This window comes from Streptomyces panaciradicis, assembly GCF_023516615.1.
Lineage (GTDB): Bacteria > Actinomycetota > Actinomycetes > Streptomycetales > Streptomycetaceae > Streptomyces > Streptomyces panaciradicis.
Window position 1 is genome coordinate 46176 of record NZ_JAMGBF010000044.1, and the last position, 16563, is coordinate 62738.

At 71.1% G+C, this 16563-nt stretch carries 19 protein-coding genes; 10 read left to right on the forward strand and 9 right to left on the reverse strand.

All coding sequences use genetic code 11. From position 1 onward, the window contains the following. Window positions 1-38 precede the first annotated feature (38 nt). Window positions 39-1097: an AraC family transcriptional regulator gene (locus M8J74_RS17190; protein WP_249837244.1), complete on the reverse strand. Its 1059-nt coding sequence runs from the start codon at window positions 1095-1097 to the stop codon at window positions 39-41. Window positions 1098-1301: 204 nt separating this feature from the next. Here M8J74_RS17190 and M8J74_RS17195 point away from each other — a divergent pair, with 204 nt between their 5' ends. Next, window positions 1302-1742 (forward strand): VOC family protein, encoded by a 441-nt coding sequence (locus tag M8J74_RS17195; RefSeq protein WP_249837245.1) that lies wholly within the window; start codon window positions 1302-1304, stop codon window positions 1740-1742. A gap of 27 nt (window positions 1743-1769) precedes the next feature. On the opposite strand, the gene M8J74_RS17200 is transcribed toward M8J74_RS17195, so the two are convergent. From M8J74_RS17200 to M8J74_RS17210, 3 genes are read right to left on the reverse strand one after another with little or no spacing between them, the layout of a single operon-like run. Further along, window positions 1770-1979, reverse strand: a complete 210-nt coding sequence (locus M8J74_RS17200) for a tautomerase family protein (protein WP_249837246.1) — start codon at window positions 1977-1979, stop codon at window positions 1770-1772. A 34-nt stretch (window positions 1980-2013) separates the two neighbouring features. Further along, window positions 2014-2919, reverse strand: coding sequence for an SDR family NAD(P)-dependent oxidoreductase (locus tag M8J74_RS17205; RefSeq protein ID WP_249837247.1), 906 nt, complete (start codon window positions 2917-2919; stop codon window positions 2014-2016). Continuing rightward, window positions 2916-3671, reverse strand: coding sequence for an SDR family oxidoreductase (locus M8J74_RS17210; RefSeq protein WP_249837248.1), 756 nt, complete (start codon window positions 3669-3671; stop codon window positions 2916-2918). Before M8J74_RS17210 ends, M8J74_RS17205 begins: the two co-directional genes overlap by 4 nt. 79 nt (window positions 3672-3750) lie before the next feature. Here M8J74_RS17210 and M8J74_RS17215 point away from each other — a divergent pair, with 79 nt between their 5' ends. Beyond that, entirely contained in the window at window positions 3751-4620 is an 870-nt protein-coding gene (locus M8J74_RS17215; RefSeq protein WP_283948251.1) for a helix-turn-helix transcriptional regulator, read from the forward strand. A 114-nt stretch (window positions 4621-4734) separates the two neighbouring features. Beyond that, window positions 4735-6186, forward strand: a complete 1452-nt coding sequence (locus M8J74_RS17220; RefSeq protein ID WP_249837250.1) for a nitronate monooxygenase — start codon at window positions 4735-4737, stop codon at window positions 6184-6186. A 24-nt stretch (window positions 6187-6210) separates the two neighbouring features. On the opposite strand, the gene M8J74_RS17225 is transcribed toward M8J74_RS17220, so the two are convergent. Beyond that, window positions 6211-6870: a Smr/MutS family protein gene (locus tag M8J74_RS17225; RefSeq protein ID WP_249837251.1), complete on the reverse strand. Its 660-nt coding sequence runs from the start codon at window positions 6868-6870 to the stop codon at window positions 6211-6213. A 22-nt stretch (window positions 6871-6892) separates the two neighbouring features. Here M8J74_RS17225 and M8J74_RS17230 point away from each other — a divergent pair, with 22 nt between their 5' ends. Continuing rightward, a complete protein-coding gene (locus M8J74_RS17230; protein ID WP_249837252.1) occupies window positions 6893-7516 on the forward strand; it encodes a TetR/AcrR family transcriptional regulator in 624 nt (207 codons plus the stop codon). Between the two features lie 40 nt (window positions 7517-7556). On the opposite strand, the gene M8J74_RS17235 is transcribed toward M8J74_RS17230, so the two are convergent. Together M8J74_RS17235 and M8J74_RS17240 are read right to left on the reverse strand one after the other, a co-directional pair. Further along, window positions 7557-7751, reverse strand: coding sequence for a hypothetical protein (locus M8J74_RS17235; RefSeq protein ID WP_249837296.1), 195 nt, complete (start codon window positions 7749-7751; stop codon window positions 7557-7559). A 313-nt stretch (window positions 7752-8064) separates the two neighbouring features. Further along, window positions 8065-8490, reverse strand: coding sequence for an ester cyclase (locus M8J74_RS17240; RefSeq protein WP_249837253.1), 426 nt, complete (start codon window positions 8488-8490; stop codon window positions 8065-8067). Between the two features lie 215 nt (window positions 8491-8705). Here M8J74_RS17240 and M8J74_RS17245 point away from each other — a divergent pair, with 215 nt between their 5' ends. The 6 genes from M8J74_RS17245 to M8J74_RS17270 all read left to right on the forward strand — a co-directional run bounded on the left by M8J74_RS17245 (window position 8706) and on the right by M8J74_RS17270 (window position 14863). Next, window positions 8706-9155, forward strand: coding sequence for an avidin/streptavidin family protein (locus M8J74_RS17245; RefSeq protein ID WP_249837254.1), 450 nt, complete (start codon window positions 8706-8708; stop codon window positions 9153-9155). Window positions 9156-9407: 252 nt separating this feature from the next. Continuing rightward, the gene (gene ftsH / locus M8J74_RS17250; protein ID WP_249837255.1) at window positions 9408-11444 is read left to right on the forward strand and encodes an ATP-dependent zinc metalloprotease FtsH; all 2037 of its coding nucleotides are present in this window, start codon (window positions 9408-9410) and stop codon (window positions 11442-11444) included. A 274-nt stretch (window positions 11445-11718) separates the two neighbouring features. Then, entirely contained in the window at window positions 11719-12564 is an 846-nt protein-coding gene (locus M8J74_RS17255) for a universal stress protein (protein WP_283948252.1), read from the forward strand. Between the two features lie 138 nt (window positions 12565-12702). After that, window positions 12703-13728: a CapA family protein gene (locus tag M8J74_RS17260; RefSeq protein WP_249837257.1), complete on the forward strand. Its 1026-nt coding sequence runs from the start codon at window positions 12703-12705 to the stop codon at window positions 13726-13728. Window positions 13729-13901: 173 nt separating this feature from the next. Further along, the gene (locus M8J74_RS17265; protein ID WP_249837258.1) at window positions 13902-14324 is read left to right on the forward strand and encodes an Hsp20/alpha crystallin family protein; all 423 of its coding nucleotides are present in this window, start codon (window positions 13902-13904) and stop codon (window positions 14322-14324) included. A gap of 122 nt (window positions 14325-14446) precedes the next feature. Further along, window positions 14447-14863 (forward strand): STAS domain-containing protein, encoded by a 417-nt coding sequence (locus tag M8J74_RS17270; protein WP_249837259.1) that lies wholly within the window; start codon window positions 14447-14449, stop codon window positions 14861-14863. A 26-nt stretch (window positions 14864-14889) separates the two neighbouring features. On the opposite strand, the gene M8J74_RS17275 is transcribed toward M8J74_RS17270, so the two are convergent. Both M8J74_RS17275 and M8J74_RS17280 read right to left on the reverse strand, forming a co-directional pair. Further along, entirely contained in the window at window positions 14890-15270 is a 381-nt protein-coding gene (locus M8J74_RS17275) for an STAS domain-containing protein (protein ID WP_249837260.1), read from the reverse strand. A 634-nt stretch (window positions 15271-15904) separates the two neighbouring features. Continuing rightward, a complete protein-coding gene (locus tag M8J74_RS17280) occupies window positions 15905-16525 on the reverse strand; it encodes an Rv1733c family protein (protein ID WP_249837261.1) in 621 nt (206 codons plus the stop codon). Between the last annotated feature and the right edge of the window lie 38 nt (window positions 16526-16563).

Here is a 16563-nt window from a genome sequence, read left to right on the forward strand (position 1 = left end):
GCGTGCTGACGCCTGGCCGGGGGACAAGGGCGTCCGCCTCATGGTTCCCCGGCGCCCCCGCGCAGCCGGGCCGGGGTCACCCCGTGCCAGCGGTGCACCGCCCTGCGCAGGGCGCGCACGTCGGAGAAGCCCGCCTGCCGGGCGATGTCCCGCAGGGTCGGCTCGGTCCGGCGCAGCAACTGCTCGACCCGCTCGCGGCGCACTCCGTCGACGACCGCCTCGTACGTCGTGCCGCATTCGGCCAGGCGCCGGCGCAGCGTGCGCTCGCTCAATGCGTGCCGCCGGGCCTGCTCGACGAAGGACGGCACCTCGGGCAGGCTCTGCGCGATCGAGATCTCCAGCACCTCCAGCAGATCCTGCCGATCGCGCGTCGACGCCGCCTGCTCCTCAAGGATCTCCACGACGGAGGCGTACGTGACCGGGTCGCGGCCCGGCATCGGCCGCGCCGCCCATGCCGTGGGGAACACCAGTCGGTTCGTCACCGCGCCGAAGCGGACCGGGCAGCGGAACAACTCCGTGAACGGCCCAGTGTCGCGAGGGGCGGGAAAGGCGAACTCGACGACCGACGGCGCGAACTCCTGCCCGGAACTGAGCCGTGTGAGGGCGACGACGCTTGCGAACGCCTCCTCCGCCAGGAAGACCGCGACCGTCGGGTCGAGGGCGGGATCGGGCAGTTCGGTCCGCAGCACATATCCGGCGTCCTCCGGCCCGGCCGACCAGACCACCATCGCCCCGGACAGGTTCTGGAAGCGCACACCGGTCTCCACGGCCTCCCGCAGGGTGCCGGCGGCCATCAGGGCGAAGCCGAGGAGCCCCCAGGAGGTCAGGTGCTGAGCGGCGCCCACCCGCAGGCCCAGGTGAGGGTCACCGGTGAGCTCCAGCGCACGCCGGATGACGGCACTGCCCTGGCGGTAGGAGACCCGCAGCGCCGCCGAACGCATCATCGCCTCGTCCAGCCCGACCCGGCTCAGTTCGGGCCGGAGATCGACCCCGCACCTTTCGGTGACCGGGCTGAGGCAGCGCAGGATGTTCGGCGCGATGGTCGCCGAGGTACTGCGGCTGGTTCCCGGCTGCGTCGGGACGGGGCTGTGGGGCATGGCGTTCCTTGAGACCGGGTGCTGCTCGCTGCGCACACCCTAGAAGGACCATCGTGACAAGAGCGTCTTCCGCGAGTACGTGGCTCGGCGCAGACCCTCTTTTTGCGGTTCGGTGGTCCGCGGATGTCGAGAACGTGCCGTCGGCTCCGTCCCAGGGACGTCAGCGGCCGGCACCGGCCGTACGAGGAAGAAGGAGCACGCAGCATGGCGATTCAGCGGATGGACAACGTCGGCATCGTCGTCGAGGACTTGGACGCCGCCGTCGCGTTCTTCGTGGAACTCGGCATGGAGCTGGAGGGAAGGGCGCAGGTCGAGGGCCCCTTCGCCGACCAGTGCACCGGACTCGAAGGCGTCCGCTGCGACATCGCGATGCTCCGGACCCCGGACGGACACAGCCGGCTCGAGCTGGCGAGGTACCGCAGCCCGGCGGCGCTCGGCGTCGAGCCGCGCGACCGGCCGCACAACGTTCTGGGCACGCACCGCGTCATGTTCGCCGTCGACGGCATCGAGGACACCGTTGCCCGCCTGCGCCCTCACGGCGCCGAACTCCTGGGCCGGATCGCCCGGTTCGAGGACAGCTACCTGCTCTGCTACGTCCAAGGCCCGGAAGGGATCATCGTCGGGCTGGCCGAGCAACTGCGCTGAGAAGGACGAGCGAGACCCCGCGGGGGGTCACTCCTCCCCGTTGAGCAGGGCGGCTGTCAGCACGGTGCCGCCCAAGCCCCAGCCGCCGTCGACGACCTCGTCGATCAGTACGAGGGTGTTGGGGCGGGCCCGCTCGCCGTAGATCTCGGCGTACAGGTCGGTGGTGCGCTCGACGATCTTCTTCTTGTCCTCGGCGCTGATGGTGCCCGCGGGAACCTTGAAATGGGCGAAAGGCATGAGTGTGTCTCCTTGAACGGGTTGTCGAGCGTGATCAGAGGCTGGCGTGCGGGGCGAGGAGTTCGTCGATCCCGATGCGGCGGTAGAACTCGGCGCGGATCCGGTCGTACATGATCGACACCACCTCGCTTCCGTCCCGGCTGGGATCGACGTGGGTACGGAAGGGGCGTTCACCATGCGGCAGACCGACGACCCGGACGATCTCGTCGGCCACCTCCCCGGCCTCGCGGCCGGCAGGGAAGATGTCGCTCAGCCTCTCGGCCATGGTGCTCCTGAGGCGGCCGTACAGCTCGTCGTACTCCGTGGCGCGCACGGTGTCGGCGGGTGCGCCGGCATGGGCGAAGTGGTTGGTGCCGCTCGGGTAGGCGCCGGGGATGACGAGGGTGGTCTCGACGCCGAACTTGACCGCTTCGGCGGCGTAGCTCTCGGCGAGGGCGTCCATGGCGGCCTTGGCGGCGAAGTAGGGCGCGAGGAACGGCGGATGTCCGCCCCGGGTCGAGGAGGAACCGACCCACACGAGCAGGCCCTGTCGTCGGCGGCGCATGATCGGCAGCACGGCGCGGTTGACCCGCTGGGTGGACAGGACGTTGATGTCGTAGACCTCGGCGAGCTGATCGGGGGTGAAGGCTTCGGCCGGCCCGAGGACCATGTGGCCGGCGTTGTGGACCACGATGTCGATGCGCCCCTGCTCGGTCATGACGTGGTCGATGGCGGCGTCGACCGAGTCCTGGTCCTGGACGTCCATCTCCACGGCGGCCGTGTGCAGGCCGCGCTCCTTCCCGAACCGGGCGAGTGCGGCGACGGCGGGTGCGTTGCGGTCGGTGGTGGCGCGCATGCCGGCGTACACATGGTGGCCGGCCTCGGCCAGGGCGCGTGCGGTGAGGTTCCCGAAGCCACTGGACGCTCCGGTGACCACGACGACGTTCGGTCGATGCGTCACACCATGCCTCCGTTGGCGCGCAGGATCTGGCCGTTCACCCAGTGCCCTGCCGGACTGGTGAGGAAGGCGACCACCTGGGCGATGTCCTGCGCGGTGCCCAGCCGCTCCAGCGGCGGGGCCTTGGCGAGCCGGTCGATCTGCTCGGGCGTCTTGCCTTCGAGGAACATGTCCGTGGCCGTGGGGCCGGGGGCGACGGTGTTCACGGTGATGTCCCGTCCGCGCAGCTCGCGGGCGAGGATCAGGGTCATCGACTCGACGGCGCCCTTGCTGGCCGCGTACGCGCCGTAGGCCGGGAACTGCGTGCCCACCACGGACGTGGAGAACCCCACGAACGAACCGCCCGCCCGCAGCCGCCGGGCGGCCTCGCGGGCGACGACGAAGGTGCCGCGGATGTTGGTGCGGTGCATGGCGTCGAGTTCCGCCAGGTCGAGGTCGGCGATGGGGGAGAGGGCCATCCGGCCGGCCGAGTTCACCACGACGTCCACGCCGCCGAACTCCTCCTGCGCCCGGTCGAACAGTGCGGCGACCTCCTTCTCGTCCGCCACGTCCGCCTGTACCGCGAGCGCCCGGCCGCCGTCGGCGGTGATCGCCGCCACCGTTTCCTCGGCGGAGTCCTTGTCCCTTGCGTAGTTCACCACGACGGCCAGGCCGTCCTCGGCGAGCCGGTGGGACACCCCCCGGCCGATGCCGCGCGTACCGCCGGTGACGATGGCGACCCGTACGGCCGCCGACGTGCTGTGTTGCGAAGTCATGTCCTCCACGATGCGGGGCTGCGGCGGGCGGAACCAGGTGATGCCGTCCCCTGGTTCCGTCTCTCCGGCCGGACGCACAATGGCAGGCATGGGTTCTGGGAAATACACCGAGCTGGGGCTCTTCCTGCGTTCCCGGCGTGAGCGCATCCGCCCGGCCGACGTGGGGTTGCCGACCGGCCCTCGGCGCCGGGTGCCGGGACTGCGCCGGGACGAGGTCGCGCAGCTCGCCGGAGCCTCGGTGGACTACTACAACGAGCTGGAACGCGGAGCCGGGTCCCAGCCCTCCGAGCAGATGATCGCCGCGCTGGCACGCGCGCTGCGCCTGACCGCCGACGAGCGCGACTACCTCTACCACCTGGCGGACCGCCCGGTGCCGGCGCACGGCTCGGCCGCCTCGCACGTCCATCCCGGCATGCTGGATCTGCTCACCCGTCTGACGTCGACCCCCGCACAGGTCATCACCGATTTGCACGTCACTCTCGTACAGAACCCGCTCGCGGTGGCGCTGCTCGGGGACCACTCCGGTTTTCGGGGCCCGCGGGCCAGCTTCGTGCACCGGTGGTTCACCGACCCCGCGGCCCGGCGGCTGTATCCCGAAGCCGACCACGCGGCGCAGTCCCGCGCCTTCGTCGCCGACCTGCGGGCGGCGGCCGCCCGACGCGACAGCAAGGACACCGAAGCCGGCTCGATGATCAGCTCGTTGCTCGCGACGTCCCAGGAATTCGCCGCCCTGTGGGCCGACCACGACGTGGCGTTCCGGCGCAACGACCGCAAGCGCCTCAACCATCCCGCACTCGGCGTGATCGAGGTCAACTGCCTCAATCTGTTCAGCGAGGACGGCCGGCAGCGGCTGCTCTGGTTCACGCCCGCGGTCGGCACCGACAGCGCCGACGCCCTCGACCTGCTCGCCGTCCTCGGCACCCAGCAGATCACCGAATCCACACGCTGAAGTTCTGCCTCGCCCCCCATCTCCCGGCCGCCAACGGCGCCCTTGGTTACGGTAGCGTAGGTTACGGCACCGTAAGTACGTGTTCCGAACCGGCGATCATCCTTGCGAGGAACCATGAGCACACCCGGGACGAAAACGGACCTGCCCTGGCTGATCCAAGGGGGAATGGGGGTGGGGGTGTCCGGCTGGCGCCTGGCCCGTTCCGTCGCGCGGACCGGGCAGTTGGGCGTCGTCTCGGGCACCGCCCTGGACACCCTGCTGATCCGGACGCTGCAGAGCGGTGACCCCGGCGGCCACCTCAGGCGGGCCCTCGCCGCCTTCCCCGTCCCGGAACTCGCCGACTCCATACGGCAGCGCTACTTCGTCGAGGGCGGGATCGGCGCCGACGAGCGATACGCCGCCACACCTCGGCTGACGGCCGACGAAGCCTGTGCGGCAAGGGAGTTGACGGTCGTCGCCAACTTCTGCGAGGTGTGGCTCGCCAAGGAGGGCCACGACGGACGGGTCGGCATCAACTACTTGGCGAAGGTCCAACTCGCCACGGCTCCTGCCATGTTCGGCGCGATCCTGGCCGGCGTGGACTACGTCCTGGTCGGCGCCGGCATTCCGGCGGAGATCCCGGGCATGGCGACCCGCCTCGCCCAACTCCAGCCCGTCACGGCCCGGTTGGACGTCGAGGGTGACGACACCGCCGTAGAGCTGGCCTTCGATCCGGCCTCCGTCCTGTGCGGTGCGCAGGCGGGCCCCCTGCGCCGCCCCGACGTCCTGGCCATCGTCTCGCTGCCGGCCCTGGCGTCGTATCTGAGCCGGTCGCCGCAGACCACGCCCGACGGCTTCGTCGTCGAAGGCCACGGCGCAGGCGGGCACAGCGCGCCACCGCGCGGGCCGATGCGCCTGGACGAGCAGGGCGACCCCGTCTACGGACCGCGTGACATCCCCGACTTCGCCAAGATGGCGGCCCTCGGCCTGCCCTTCTGGATCGCCGGCGGCCAGTGCGGACCCGAACAACTGCGCCGGGCACGGGCGGCGGGAGCGGCCGGCGTCCAACTCGGCAGCGTCTTCGCGCTCTGTGAGGAGTCGGGCCTCGACGCGCCGCTGCGGCGCAGGCTGGTCGAGCGTGAGCTGCGCACGGAACTGACCGTCCGCAACGATCCCGCGGCCTCTCCGACCAGCTTCCCGTTCAAGGTCGCCGACCTGCCCGGCACACTGGCCGACCCGACCGTGAGCGCGGCACGCCGCCGGCTCTGCGACCTCGGCTATCTGCGCACCCCCTACCGCACCGAGCACGGCGCCGTCGCCTACCGCTGTCCTGCGGAACCGGCCGCGATGTACGTCCGCAAGGGCGGCGCTCCCGACCAGACGAAGGGCCGGCAGTGCCTGTGCAACGGACTGCTGGCCGCCGTCGGGCTCGGTCAGCGCCGCCCGCACGGCGTGGTCGAACCGCCCATCGTCACCATCGGCCAGGACCTCGGCTTCCTGCGGCAGTTGGCCCCCGAAGGCCGGACCTACAGTGCCGAGTCGGTGGTGCGATGGCTGTCGACGGGCCTGACGGAAGCGCCCGTCTGACCGCGGTCCCGGGACGACCGGCCTTCAACGGAGATGGACCAGGATCCGGCCGGCGTTGGTCGGATCCGTCTCCACGCGGGCGTACAGCTTCCTCAGGTGCTTCTGCGCCAGCACGGCCAGCACGCGCTTCTTGAGCTGGCCGGTCCCCTTGCCCGGGATGATCTGGACGACGTCCTCCCCGGTGGCGGCGGCCTTGAAGAGAGCCTGCCGAAGGGCCGTGTCGATGGCGCGATCGCTGCGGAAGACGGGGTGCAGATCCAGGGTGATCAGGGCCATCGCCTCCGGTGGGCCGGGTCCCGGCCGCTGCCGGACCCCGCGGGACTCGTCGTACGGTCGCAGCGTATGTGATCCCGGGGATTCCGGGGCCCTTGGCGTCAGACCGCCGGGCCTGGGTTCCTTGAGCTCGATGAACAGAGAATGGGTGGCTGTTGGGCCGACGTTGCGGCCCTGGTGTTCCTGGGCGTCCAGCCAGCGCGCCTGCCCTGCCTCCAGCGTGACCGGGACCTCTCGGCCTCCGGCCGTGATCACCCGCTGGAACGACGACAACGTCACCATGACGCTGTCCGGATGGGCGTGCAGATGCGTCTCGTCACCCGGTGCGTCGCGGTACTCCAGCACCCGCACCCGTTCGTTCTCCCACACGACCCGATACAGCTGCGGATCAGTGACCACAGGATCGTTCATGGGACTACGGTACCATGAAGGCATGGCAGTACCATATGAGTCGACGGGGCGAATCCGGCAGAAGCGGCGCACCCGCGACGCTCTCCTCGAGGCCGCACGCGCCCTGTTGGACAGCGGGCAGACCCCGACCGTCGAGCAGTCGGCCGACGCCGCCGGCATCTCCCGCACCACGGCCTACCGCTACTTCCCCAATCAGCGAGAGCTCCTCCTGGCCGCGATCCCGGCCATCGACCGGCCCAGCCTCCTCGGCCAGAACGCACCCGACGACGTCGGTGACCGTCTGGAGTTGGTGATGGCCGAGCAGACGGAGATCCTGCGCAGATGGGAGCCGCAGCTGCGAGCGGCGCTGCGGCTGTCCCTGGATCAGGAACCGCGGACGCCGCGCGACGGCCGCCCGGTCCTGCGGCAGGGCAGAGCGATCACTTGGATCGAGGATGCCCTGGCGCCGCTGGCCGAGTCGCATCCGCACATCGACCGCAGACGCCTCGCCGTCGCCATTCGTGCCGGTTCCGGAATCGAAGCCTGGGTCTGGATGGTCGACGTCGCCGCCGTGTCACGAAGGGAGGCGGCGGCCCTGATGCGGGAGTCCGCACAGGCGTTGCTGGCCGCCGCCCTGGCACGAACCGGCGCTTCTGCGGAGGCGTAGCCCTTGTGGAAACCGGTGGGGTCACGGCCGCCGGGCATGGTCAATGCTTGTTCACAGGATGCCGGTTCAGGCGGCGCGTCTCGCCGGATTCGAGTTGGCGGCCCACGAGCCCCGCGTAGTGGCCGGGCCGCCGCAGCAGCTCATGATGGTTGCCCCGTTTCACAATGGTCCCGTGGCCGAGCACCACGATGGTGTCGGCGTCACGGATTGTGCCCGGCGCCGGGACCTCGACCACAAGGCATCCACACAGATCATTCGCGACAACCAAGCGGTGTACGTGGAAGATCTCTCGGCTCTGCTCGGCTTGGGGAATCCGGGACGGCCCCAAGCCCCTGCACGTCCGTGCGTGGACCTGCGGCCCGGGCGGGCGGAGACTCTATACGCCTGTGGAGCGCCGGCAAGACGGGCACCCGTGCCCGCACAGCGCGGTGAAGCAGGAAGCCTCCGGAAGGGGCAAACGACCCAGGCCGGGGTGGTCGCTCGGCTTGGGGCCGGGCCTTCTGGCCGGCCAGTCCACTGCCGGGGCGCAGGTACGTCCCCGATCGGTGCTACAGGATTGCGGTCAGCCCCAGTTGGTTCATGATGGCGCCCGTGTCCAGGTAGGCGCGGCCTTCGTGGATCTTGCCGTCGTGGATCTCGTAGATGTCGCACGCGTGCACCGTGACGTGACGTCCCGTGGCGGGCAGGGTGCCGGCCGGCAGGGTCAGGTCTCCGGTCTGGGTCCCGCTGGTCGTGTACTCGATGACGACGGTGTCGCCCTGGCTGGTGAGGTGGTCGAGGGTGTACTTGCCGTCGGGCATCGCGTCGAACATGGCCTTCGCGAGCCGGGTGAAGCCTTCCGGCCCCTGCAGTGTCCTTCCGCTGCCCTCCTCGGTGAGGGTGCAGTCCGGAGCGACCGATTCGGTGATGGCGTCGTAATCCCGGTCGTTCCATGCCCGGAACAGGTCCCGGACGAAAGTTTCGTTGTCAGCCATGACAACCTCCGTTTGCGAGAAGTCCCCTGCCTTCCATGGTGATCCCGCATGTCGAGCCATGCATCCGTACGGAGCAGACCTTCGGGTCCTGGAAGGGTCTGCTCGGCCCTGGTGCGGCGGCAACGGGACGCCTGTAGTGGAAGAGAAGGGCAAACGGCACCGACCGCTTGGTCACGCAGATGAGATCGGGACCGTATGCCAAGGAGGGACGAGCGATGAGCATCAGCGGTGACTGGTACAACGAGATCGGCTCCCACATGCGGATCACGACGGATCCGGCCGGCAACGTCAAGGGCACCTACGTCTCCGCCGCCGGGCACGCCATCGGGACGTACCCGCTGGTCGGCCGGTGCGAGGCGGCTGCCGATCCGGAGCACGGAACCCCGCTCGGCTGGACGGTGGCCTGGCGCAACGGACGGACGGACGCCGGGTCGGTGACCAGCTGGAGCGGCCAGTACTACGACGACGGCGACGAGCGGATCTGCGCCACCTGGCTGCTCACGGCATCCGCCGCCGCGGCCAACACCTGGGAGGCCACAGCCGTCGGGCAGGACGTCTTCACCCGTGAATCGCCCTCCCCGGAGCAGGCCGAACAGCGGCTGCGGCACGTGGGGGCCGCCTCCCACCCGCGCCCCGTCAACCTCGATGAGGTCACGCCCGTGTGAGGAGCGCTATGACGCCCGCGCGCCCGGCAGCCACGGTGCGCGGCGTCCACGGCCCCGCACGTCCGGCTGGGCCGGGCAGCCCGGTGCGCGGGGACGGTGGGCCCCTGTGGGGGCATGGGTGCGAGCGCGACAGTGGAGGTGCGAGCCGGCATCCGACCGCGCCGTCCACCCCTTCTGCTCCGCTCGCCGCGCGTCCGCCTTCGCCCCCGACCCCGCACCCGGTGGGCCCGCCCGAGAACGCATGGAGACGCCATGACCAAGCAGGCCCAGCCACCGCCACCGGGCGACCGGCCGGCGCCGACCGCGCCGCCGCGCCCGCCCGCCTGGCGGCACTGGCTGTGGCCCCTGGCGATCGTCCTGGCCCTCGGCCTGTGGACGGTGCTGCCCGCGACGCGGTCCACCGAGCCGCAGAAGGTGAACCTGACGTACTCGACGTTCCTCACCGACGTCGACGCCGGCAAGGTCAAGTCCGTCACGATCAAATCCGACGGGCAGACCAGCGGCAGGCTCGCCAACGGGCACACCTTCAGCACCGTCGTCCCGGTCCAGCTCGCCGGCGATCAGCTCCTCAGCCGCCTGGAGAAGCACAAGGTCGAGGTCACCGCGTCCCAGCCGTCCACCACGACGTCCTTCGGCTCCCAGGTGCTGTCCTTGATCCTCCTGCTGGGACCGTTCATCATCATCTTCTGGTTCTGGCGGCGGCTGTCGGGGGGCGCGGCCGCGCAGATGACCGGAGCGCTCGGCGGGGTCGGCAAGTCCCGGGTGAAGGTGTTCGACGCCGAACGGCCCGAGACCACGTTCGCCGACGTCGCCGGGTACGAGGGTGCCAAGGGCGAGATCGCGGAGGTCGTCGACTTCCTGCGGCGGCCCGAACGCTACCGCCGCGCCGGGGCGATGGCTCCGCGCGGCGTGCTCATGGTCGGCCCGCCGGGCACCGGCAAGACGCTGCTGGCCCGCGCGGTCGCGGGCGAGGCGGAGGTGCCGTTCCTGTCGGTGGTCGGTTCCAGCTTCGTGGAGATGTTCGTGGGTGTGGGCGCAGCCCGGGTGCGCGACCTGTTCGCGGAGGCGCGCAAGCGGGCCCCGGTCATCGTGTTCGTCGACGAGATCGACGCGCTCGGGGGCAGGCGGGCCGCCGCCGGGGCCGTCGTGTCCAACGACGAGCGCGAGCAGACGCTGAACCAACTGCTCTCCGAGATGGACGGGTTCGAGGCGGCCGAGGGAATCGTGGTGCTGGCGGCCACCAACCGGCCCGAGGTCCTGGACCCGGCCCTGCTGCGCCCCGGTCGCTTCGACCGCCAGGTCACCATTCCGCTGCCCACCCTCGCCGAACGCGCCGCGATCCTGGCCGTGCACTGCCAGGACAAGCGACTCGGCCAGGACGTCGACCTGGACGTGGTGGCTCGCGGCACGCCCGGCTTCTCCGGCGCCGACCTCGCCAACCTGGCCAACGAGGCCGCCATCGTCGCGGTCCGGGACGGCCGCGAGGTGCTGGCGGCCGCCGACTTCGACGCAGCCCGCGACCGGATCCTGCTCGGCCGCCGGGAGGGCTCCAACGTGCTGCTGCCCGCGGAGAAGGAAGCCGTGGCGGTGCACGAGGCGGGCCACGCACTGGTCGCCGCTCTGTCCCCGAGCGCCGACCCGGTCGCCAAGGTCACCATCCTGCCGGCCGGCCAGGCCCTCGGTGTCACCGAGCAACTGCCGCTCGTCGAAAGGCACTTGTACGGCGAGGACTATCTGAACCAGACCCTCGCCGTGCGGCTGGGCGGGCGTGCGGCCGAACTCGTCGTCCTCGGCCAGGGCTCCACCGGCGCGGCCAACGATCTCGCCGGAGCGACCGAGCTGGCGATCAAGATGGTCCGCGAGTTCGGACTGTCGTCCGCGCTGGGTCCCGTGGGCTATCCGCAGGGCGGCTCGGTCTTCCTCGGCCGCGGCACACCCGCCATGAGCAGCCGCCCCTTCGCCGAGGCCACCCAGGCGGCCATCGACGACGAGGTCGCCCGCCTGCTGCGCGAGGCCGAACGGCATGCCACCGACCTGCTCAGCCGGCACCGCGTGCAACTCCGGGAGCTGGCGGACCTGCTGCTCAGGCGGGAGACCGTGGACGGCTCGGTGGTGTACGGCCTGCTCGGGATCCAGCCCCCGAGTGCGCGCCCCGCGGGAGAGACCATCGCGCCCCGCCGGGTCTCCGTCGCCAAGAAGCCCGCCGGAGAGCGCGCAGGCCAGACATCCGCCGGTCCGGCCTCCGGCACGGACCGGACCGGGAGGCTCTCGCAGAACGGGGCCGAGTGAGCGGGTCGGGGACGGGGCGTTCGGGGCAGCGGCAGCGCTGGCGGCGCCCGCCACGCTGACGGGGGACCGGGCCCGGAGGCGGCGAGCATCGGTTGTGCCGGACGGTCCCCTCGGCCCGGCGGAAGCCGGCCTTCCGGGCGCCCGGCGCGGGCGTGGAGGCGACGAGGCCTGGGGCCGGGCGTCCCCGTACGTAGTACCTGTGGCCCATGCCCGGCCGGCGTGCTCCCACGGATGCTGGTGTTGAGAAGCCGCGAGCGAGGGACGGTGACGGGTGATGAAAGGATCGTCCGGTGGCCGTGTCATCGTCGGAGTGGACGATTCCCCGGCGGGTCTGCGTGCCCTGCACGCAGCCGTCGCCGAGGCCAGGGCGCTGGGCCGGGAGCTGATGGCCGTGCGGGCCTACCCGGTACCGAGCGGCGCTGGTGCGGCCCCGCCGAACCCGCTCGACTGGCGACTGCCCCGCATGCCGCAACCGCCGACGTCCGAGCCCTGGGACCAGTTGCAGGCGGCTTGTGAGCAGCGGGAACTGAGGACGGTGACGCGGGCCTTCGAGCACGCGCTGGGGGGACTGCCCCATGACGTACGGGTCAACCTGGTGGCGGCGATCGGCCGCCCCGGTCACGTGCTGGTCGCCGCGGCGCACCGGGACGACGACCTGCTGGTCGTGGGCAAGCCGCCCGTCCGCCGCCTGCGGCGACTCTGGCCATGGCGCTGGTTCCACCGCTCCACCTGCCGCTACTGCGCCAAGCATGCCGCCTGCCCCGTCCTGACGGTTCCAGAGGGCGACCTCGTCGGCTGGAATGCCGACGACAGCCTCCGTCGGCCTCCGCAGAAGAAAGCTCTCGACGACGTGCGACAACCACTCCATGCCGACCACAAGCCCCACGACACCCACGCCGACACCGTTGACGACGGAGCGATCAGGTGGCCCACACGGGCGTGCTGCTGCTCCGCCCCACCACAGGTGAAGATCCTCATACCGGCCGGCAACGGCCGCCCGGTCGACCTGTACCTGTGCGGCCACCACTACCGGGCCTCCATCGGACCGCTGGTGATCGCCGACGCGATCGTCCACTTCCGGAACCGGCCGTCGACCGTGTCGCTCGCCGCGCACACATAGCGAACACGCCGACGCGGCGGACCTCGGCACTACGGCGCCGCCGGGGCCGACTGTCCTTCGAGGTGGGCTGTTCGACCCACCCCGCACGCCGCAGTCGAGCGTGAGACTCAAAAATCCGGAAGGTCGGAGGTGGAGATCATGACCGTCACGATCGCTCTGGCGGGTGACACCATGCTGGGCCGCGGGGTCGCCGAGGCGCTGGCGCACCGCAAGCCGCGCCCGCTGTTCACGCACGCTGTCCAGCAGCTGGTCCAGAGCGCCGATCTCTTCCTGCTGAACCTCGAATGCTGCGTCTCCGACCACGGCACGCCCATCGACGTGCCGGGCAAGGCGTTCTTCTTCCGCGCTCCGCCCCGCGCCGCCGACATGCTGGCCGACCTCGGCGCGGACACCGTGTTCCTGGCCAACAACCACGCCTTGGACTACGGCCCCGAAGCGCTCATGGACACCCGCGCCCACCTGGCCCGCGCCGGCATCCGCACGGTCGGGGCAGGGGCGAACGCCGAGGAGGCCCGCGCACCGCTGGTCCGGAAGGTCGGCGGGCTCAGCATCGGGATCATCGCCGTCGCGGATCACCCCGCCGAGTTCGCCGCCGCGGACGCCAGGCCGGGCGTGGCCTATGCCGACCTGTGGCACGGAGAGGTGCCCGCCTGGCTCGTCGACGCGATCGGCGCATTGGCCCGCACTACCGACATCGCCCTGGTCAGCGTCCACTGGGGTCCCAACATGACCGCGCGGCCCGTCCCGCACGTCCGCCGTGCCGCCTCCGTCTTCGTCGACGCGGGGGCCGACCTGGTGGTGGGGCACTCCGCGCACGTCTTCCACGGCTTCACCCGCGGCGTCCTGTACGACCTGGGTGATCTCATCGACGACTACGCGGTCCACCCTGCCCTGCGCAACGACCTGGGCCTGCTGTGGCTGGTCACCCTGGACGAGCACGGCCCGGTGCGCACCGAGGCGGTTCCGATCGCCCTGGACTGCTGCCATACCCGGATCGCCGACCGGGCCGAGTACACATGGACCGCCGACCGGCTGATCCGCGCCTGCGCCGAGATGGGCACCGAGGTCACGGACGAGGGCGACCGGCTGACCGTCGACTGGGTCCGTTCCCCGGCCCGCACGAGTCGACCGGGCCCACGGCGCCGGGCAGGTCGTACGTCGTAGGAGAGGCTCCGGTGACACACCACCGGTTCGTGACGACCCGGCAGAGGGCCGATCGGCCCTCGCGGGCGGGCCCGTCAGCGGCTATGCCGGACATAGAGAGAAGACCTGAGGGCGTCCCTGCGCACGGATGACCGAGGCAGGGGCCACATGGCCTTGTGGGAAGGGGAGTTGCCATGCCCGGGAAGCTTGCACGGCGTCGACCGCTGCTGCCCGACCTCTTCGACTGGATCGAGTCGGGCGTTCCGCCCTGGCGGGGTGTGCCCGGAGCGCACGGCATCCGCATCGAGGAGCGGCTCACCGACGAGGGGTACTGCCTGCGCGCCGAACTGCCCGGCCTCGACGTGGACAAGGACGTCCGGCTCGACGTTCGGCACGGAGTGCTCCGCCTGCGCGCCGAGCGCGGCGAAGAGACGATGAAGCGGCACCACACCGAGTTCCGTTACGGCTCCTTCGCCCGCGCCGTCCGTCTGCCGCGCGGCGCCAAGGAGGACGAGATCACGGCCGAGTACAAGGACGGCATTCTCAACGTCACCGTGCCGCTGACCGCTGTGGAGAAGCCCCCGGTCACCCGGATCGACATCCGCCACGGCGGGTAGTCCCGCACGGCGCCGCCCGCAAGCGCCGGTGCGCGGCCGCGGCTCCCACTCCCGCGCACCGGCTTTGTGCGGCCGACTGCGTGGGGTACGGCCCGCGGAGGCTCCCGGGAAGGAGGAGAACCATGTCAGAGCAGGCCGTCATTCCGCCCTACGCCATCCGCCGCCGCTGGGACGGTCACCGGCAGGTCATCGAACTGTGCGGCGAGATCGATGTGTTGGCCGCGCCACCCGGCAGCGACTTTCTGCGCGACGCGCTCGGCTGCCCCGGCGCTGAAGCGGACACCGTCATCGACCTGCGCGGTGTCACCTTCATCGACGGCAGCGGCCTGAACGCCCTGCTGCGCACCGCCGACCGTCTCCACGCGTGCCGTCACGACCTGACGATCGTGGTCACCAACCCCTTCCACCGGCGCCTGCTCCGTCTCATCGATCTCGGTCCGAACGTGACGGTGCGGACAGACCTTCCCGACACCGGTACGCCCCCGCCGTCGCCCGACAGCGCTCGGCGACCGCTCGACGGGCTGGCCCGGAGCGCGTAGCCGCTGATGCGGTCGTCGGCCTGAGATCAGCCGGCGGTCTCGGAGGCCTCGGAGGCGACGAGGGCTTCCTCGAGCGTCGCCATTGCGGCGAACTGTCCGCTCAGGCCCGTGACGTCCAGGATCTTGAGAATCAGGGCGTGGGGACAGACCAGCAGAAGCCGGCCGCCTCGCTCTCTGACCCGACGCTCGGCGCGGTGCAGCAACCGCAGGCCGTAGCAGTCGAGGAACTGGGTGGGGGTGAGATCGACGATCACGGTCCGGTCCACCGCCGCGGTCGCGGCATCCAGCTCCGGCATGATCGGAAGAGCGGTGGCGATGTCGAACTCACCGCGGAACTCGATGACTTCGACCCCGTGGACTTCGTGGACCCGGATGCGCCCGGTGGGCCATGTAGTCGCCTTCTGCACGGCGGCTCCCCCTGAAAGAGCCTGGCTCTCCGCATGCTCCCCGGAGAGCGGCGCTGATGGTTCAAGTCACCGGGGACCGGGGTGACCGCAGATGCCGAGCCTACGGTGGGCTGGTCACTTGTGAAGAGAAGGAACGATTCTTCCTATGAGATTCCCGCATGCGGACTGTTTTCAACGTACTTTTCCTGGCACTCCCGTCTAAGCGCCGCGACAGATGTGCCGGTCCGGCGGCCGATGCGTCCGCGGCATGTGGAAGACCGCCTCTCACAAAACGAGCGACGCGGTCGTAAGCTGGGTGACCGTGCCCCGGACCCCGGCCGACGCAGTACGAGTGCGGCCGCGGAGGCGTTGAACTGGCCCCGCCTTTCGCGGCCCGCCCTCCGCCGAGCAAGACATGTGCCGGGAGCCGCAGATGACACGAACCCCGATCCCGCTTCCTGCCGTACCGCGACGCGAGCGCGCGGCTGGAACCGGCTGAAGCCCTCCCCGCCCGCCATCCTCCCGCGTGGTGGGCGGGGACTCCGGTGCCCGGCCGGCGGTGAGGGGGCCGGCCGGGCACAAAAGCCCTTCTCGACAAGGGTGAAGGCCGTCGGTGCCTCTCGAACTCATGCTGTTGCCGGATCGGCTCGCCGCGTCAGCGAGGCGTGGTCCACCGCGGTGCGGTCTCCGCCCAGGCCGCGTCCCACCGGGCGAGGTTGTGGCGCTGCAGCCTGCGTCCGGCGTAGCCGTATGCGGCCGTACCGAGAAGGGGGACGGCCAGGGCGGCGAGGACGGCGCAGCCCATGGCGCGATGGCGGGCCTCTTCCGCGGACATGGGTGGGTCAGTGATCCTTCCTCCGGCGTCGACCCAGATGCGGACGGTGCTGCCGACGGCCAGCGCGGGTTCGACCTCGGTCTTCGCCGTGACCGTCTGTCCGTCAGGGGCGGTGAAGCGGACGGGGACGGGGTACAGGGTCTTCTTCGCCTCCTCCGATCCCGGTTCCGGATGGCGAGGAGCATCGCGGACCAGCACGGCCGACGTGTGATGGCGGGTGGCGGCCTGGTGCCGTGCGGTCTCCTTGTGGTGGCGGTGGGCGGTGGTGCCGGCGAGGACCATCGCGGCGGGAGTGGCGGCCAGCACGGCCAGGGTGAGACCGAGGGCGATCCACGCCTGTGCGAGATCCGTGCGGCGGCGCAAGGGGTTGCGTCGCCATCGCCACAGGAGGACGCGTGGGAGTTCTTCGGGTGGGTGCGACGGTGGTGTGGCGCGGGCCACGGTGTCTCTCCTTTCGCCTGAGCGTGTGGTGCCTCGCC

Excerpts from the sequence above, each read along its gene's own strand:
- M8J74_RS17190 (WP_249837244.1), bottom strand. The coding sequence starts at position 1,097 with ATGCCCCACAGCCCCGTCCCGACGCAGCCGGGAACCAGCCGCAGTACC.
- M8J74_RS17195 (WP_249837245.1), top strand. The coding sequence starts at position 1,302 with ATGGCGATTCAGCGGATGGACAACGTCGGCATCGTCGTCGAGGACTTG.
- M8J74_RS17200 (WP_249837246.1), bottom strand. The coding sequence starts at position 1,979 with ATGCCTTTCGCCCATTTCAAGGTTCCCGCGGGCACCATCAGCGCCGAG.
- M8J74_RS17210 (WP_249837248.1), bottom strand. The coding sequence starts at position 3,671 with ATGACTTCGCAACACAGCACGTCGGCGGCCGTACGGGTCGCCATCGTC.
- M8J74_RS17215 (WP_283948251.1), top strand. The coding sequence starts at position 3,751 with ATGGCAGGCATGGGTTCTGGGAAATACACCGAGCTGGGGCTCTTCCTG.
- M8J74_RS17220 (WP_249837250.1), top strand. The coding sequence starts at position 4,735 with ATGAGCACACCCGGGACGAAAACGGACCTGCCCTGGCTGATCCAAGGG.
- M8J74_RS17225 (WP_249837251.1), bottom strand. The coding sequence starts at position 6,870 with ATGAACGATCCTGTGGTCACTGATCCGCAGCTGTATCGGGTCGTGTGG.
- M8J74_RS17230 (WP_249837252.1), top strand. The coding sequence starts at position 6,893 with ATGGCAGTACCATATGAGTCGACGGGGCGAATCCGGCAGAAGCGGCGC.
- M8J74_RS17240 (WP_249837253.1), bottom strand. The coding sequence starts at position 8,490 with ATGGCTGACAACGAAACTTTCGTCCGGGACCTGTTCCGGGCATGGAAC.
- M8J74_RS17245 (WP_249837254.1), top strand. The coding sequence starts at position 8,706 with ATGAGCATCAGCGGTGACTGGTACAACGAGATCGGCTCCCACATGCGG.
- ftsH (WP_249837255.1), top strand. The coding sequence starts at position 9,408 with ATGACCAAGCAGGCCCAGCCACCGCCACCGGGCGACCGGCCGGCGCCG.
- M8J74_RS17255 (WP_283948252.1), top strand. The coding sequence starts at position 11,719 with ATGAAAGGATCGTCCGGTGGCCGTGTCATCGTCGGAGTGGACGATTCC.
- M8J74_RS17260 (WP_249837257.1), top strand. The coding sequence starts at position 12,703 with ATGACCGTCACGATCGCTCTGGCGGGTGACACCATGCTGGGCCGCGGG.
- M8J74_RS17265 (WP_249837258.1), top strand. The coding sequence starts at position 13,902 with ATGCCCGGGAAGCTTGCACGGCGTCGACCGCTGCTGCCCGACCTCTTC.
- M8J74_RS17270 (WP_249837259.1), top strand. The coding sequence starts at position 14,447 with ATGTCAGAGCAGGCCGTCATTCCGCCCTACGCCATCCGCCGCCGCTGG.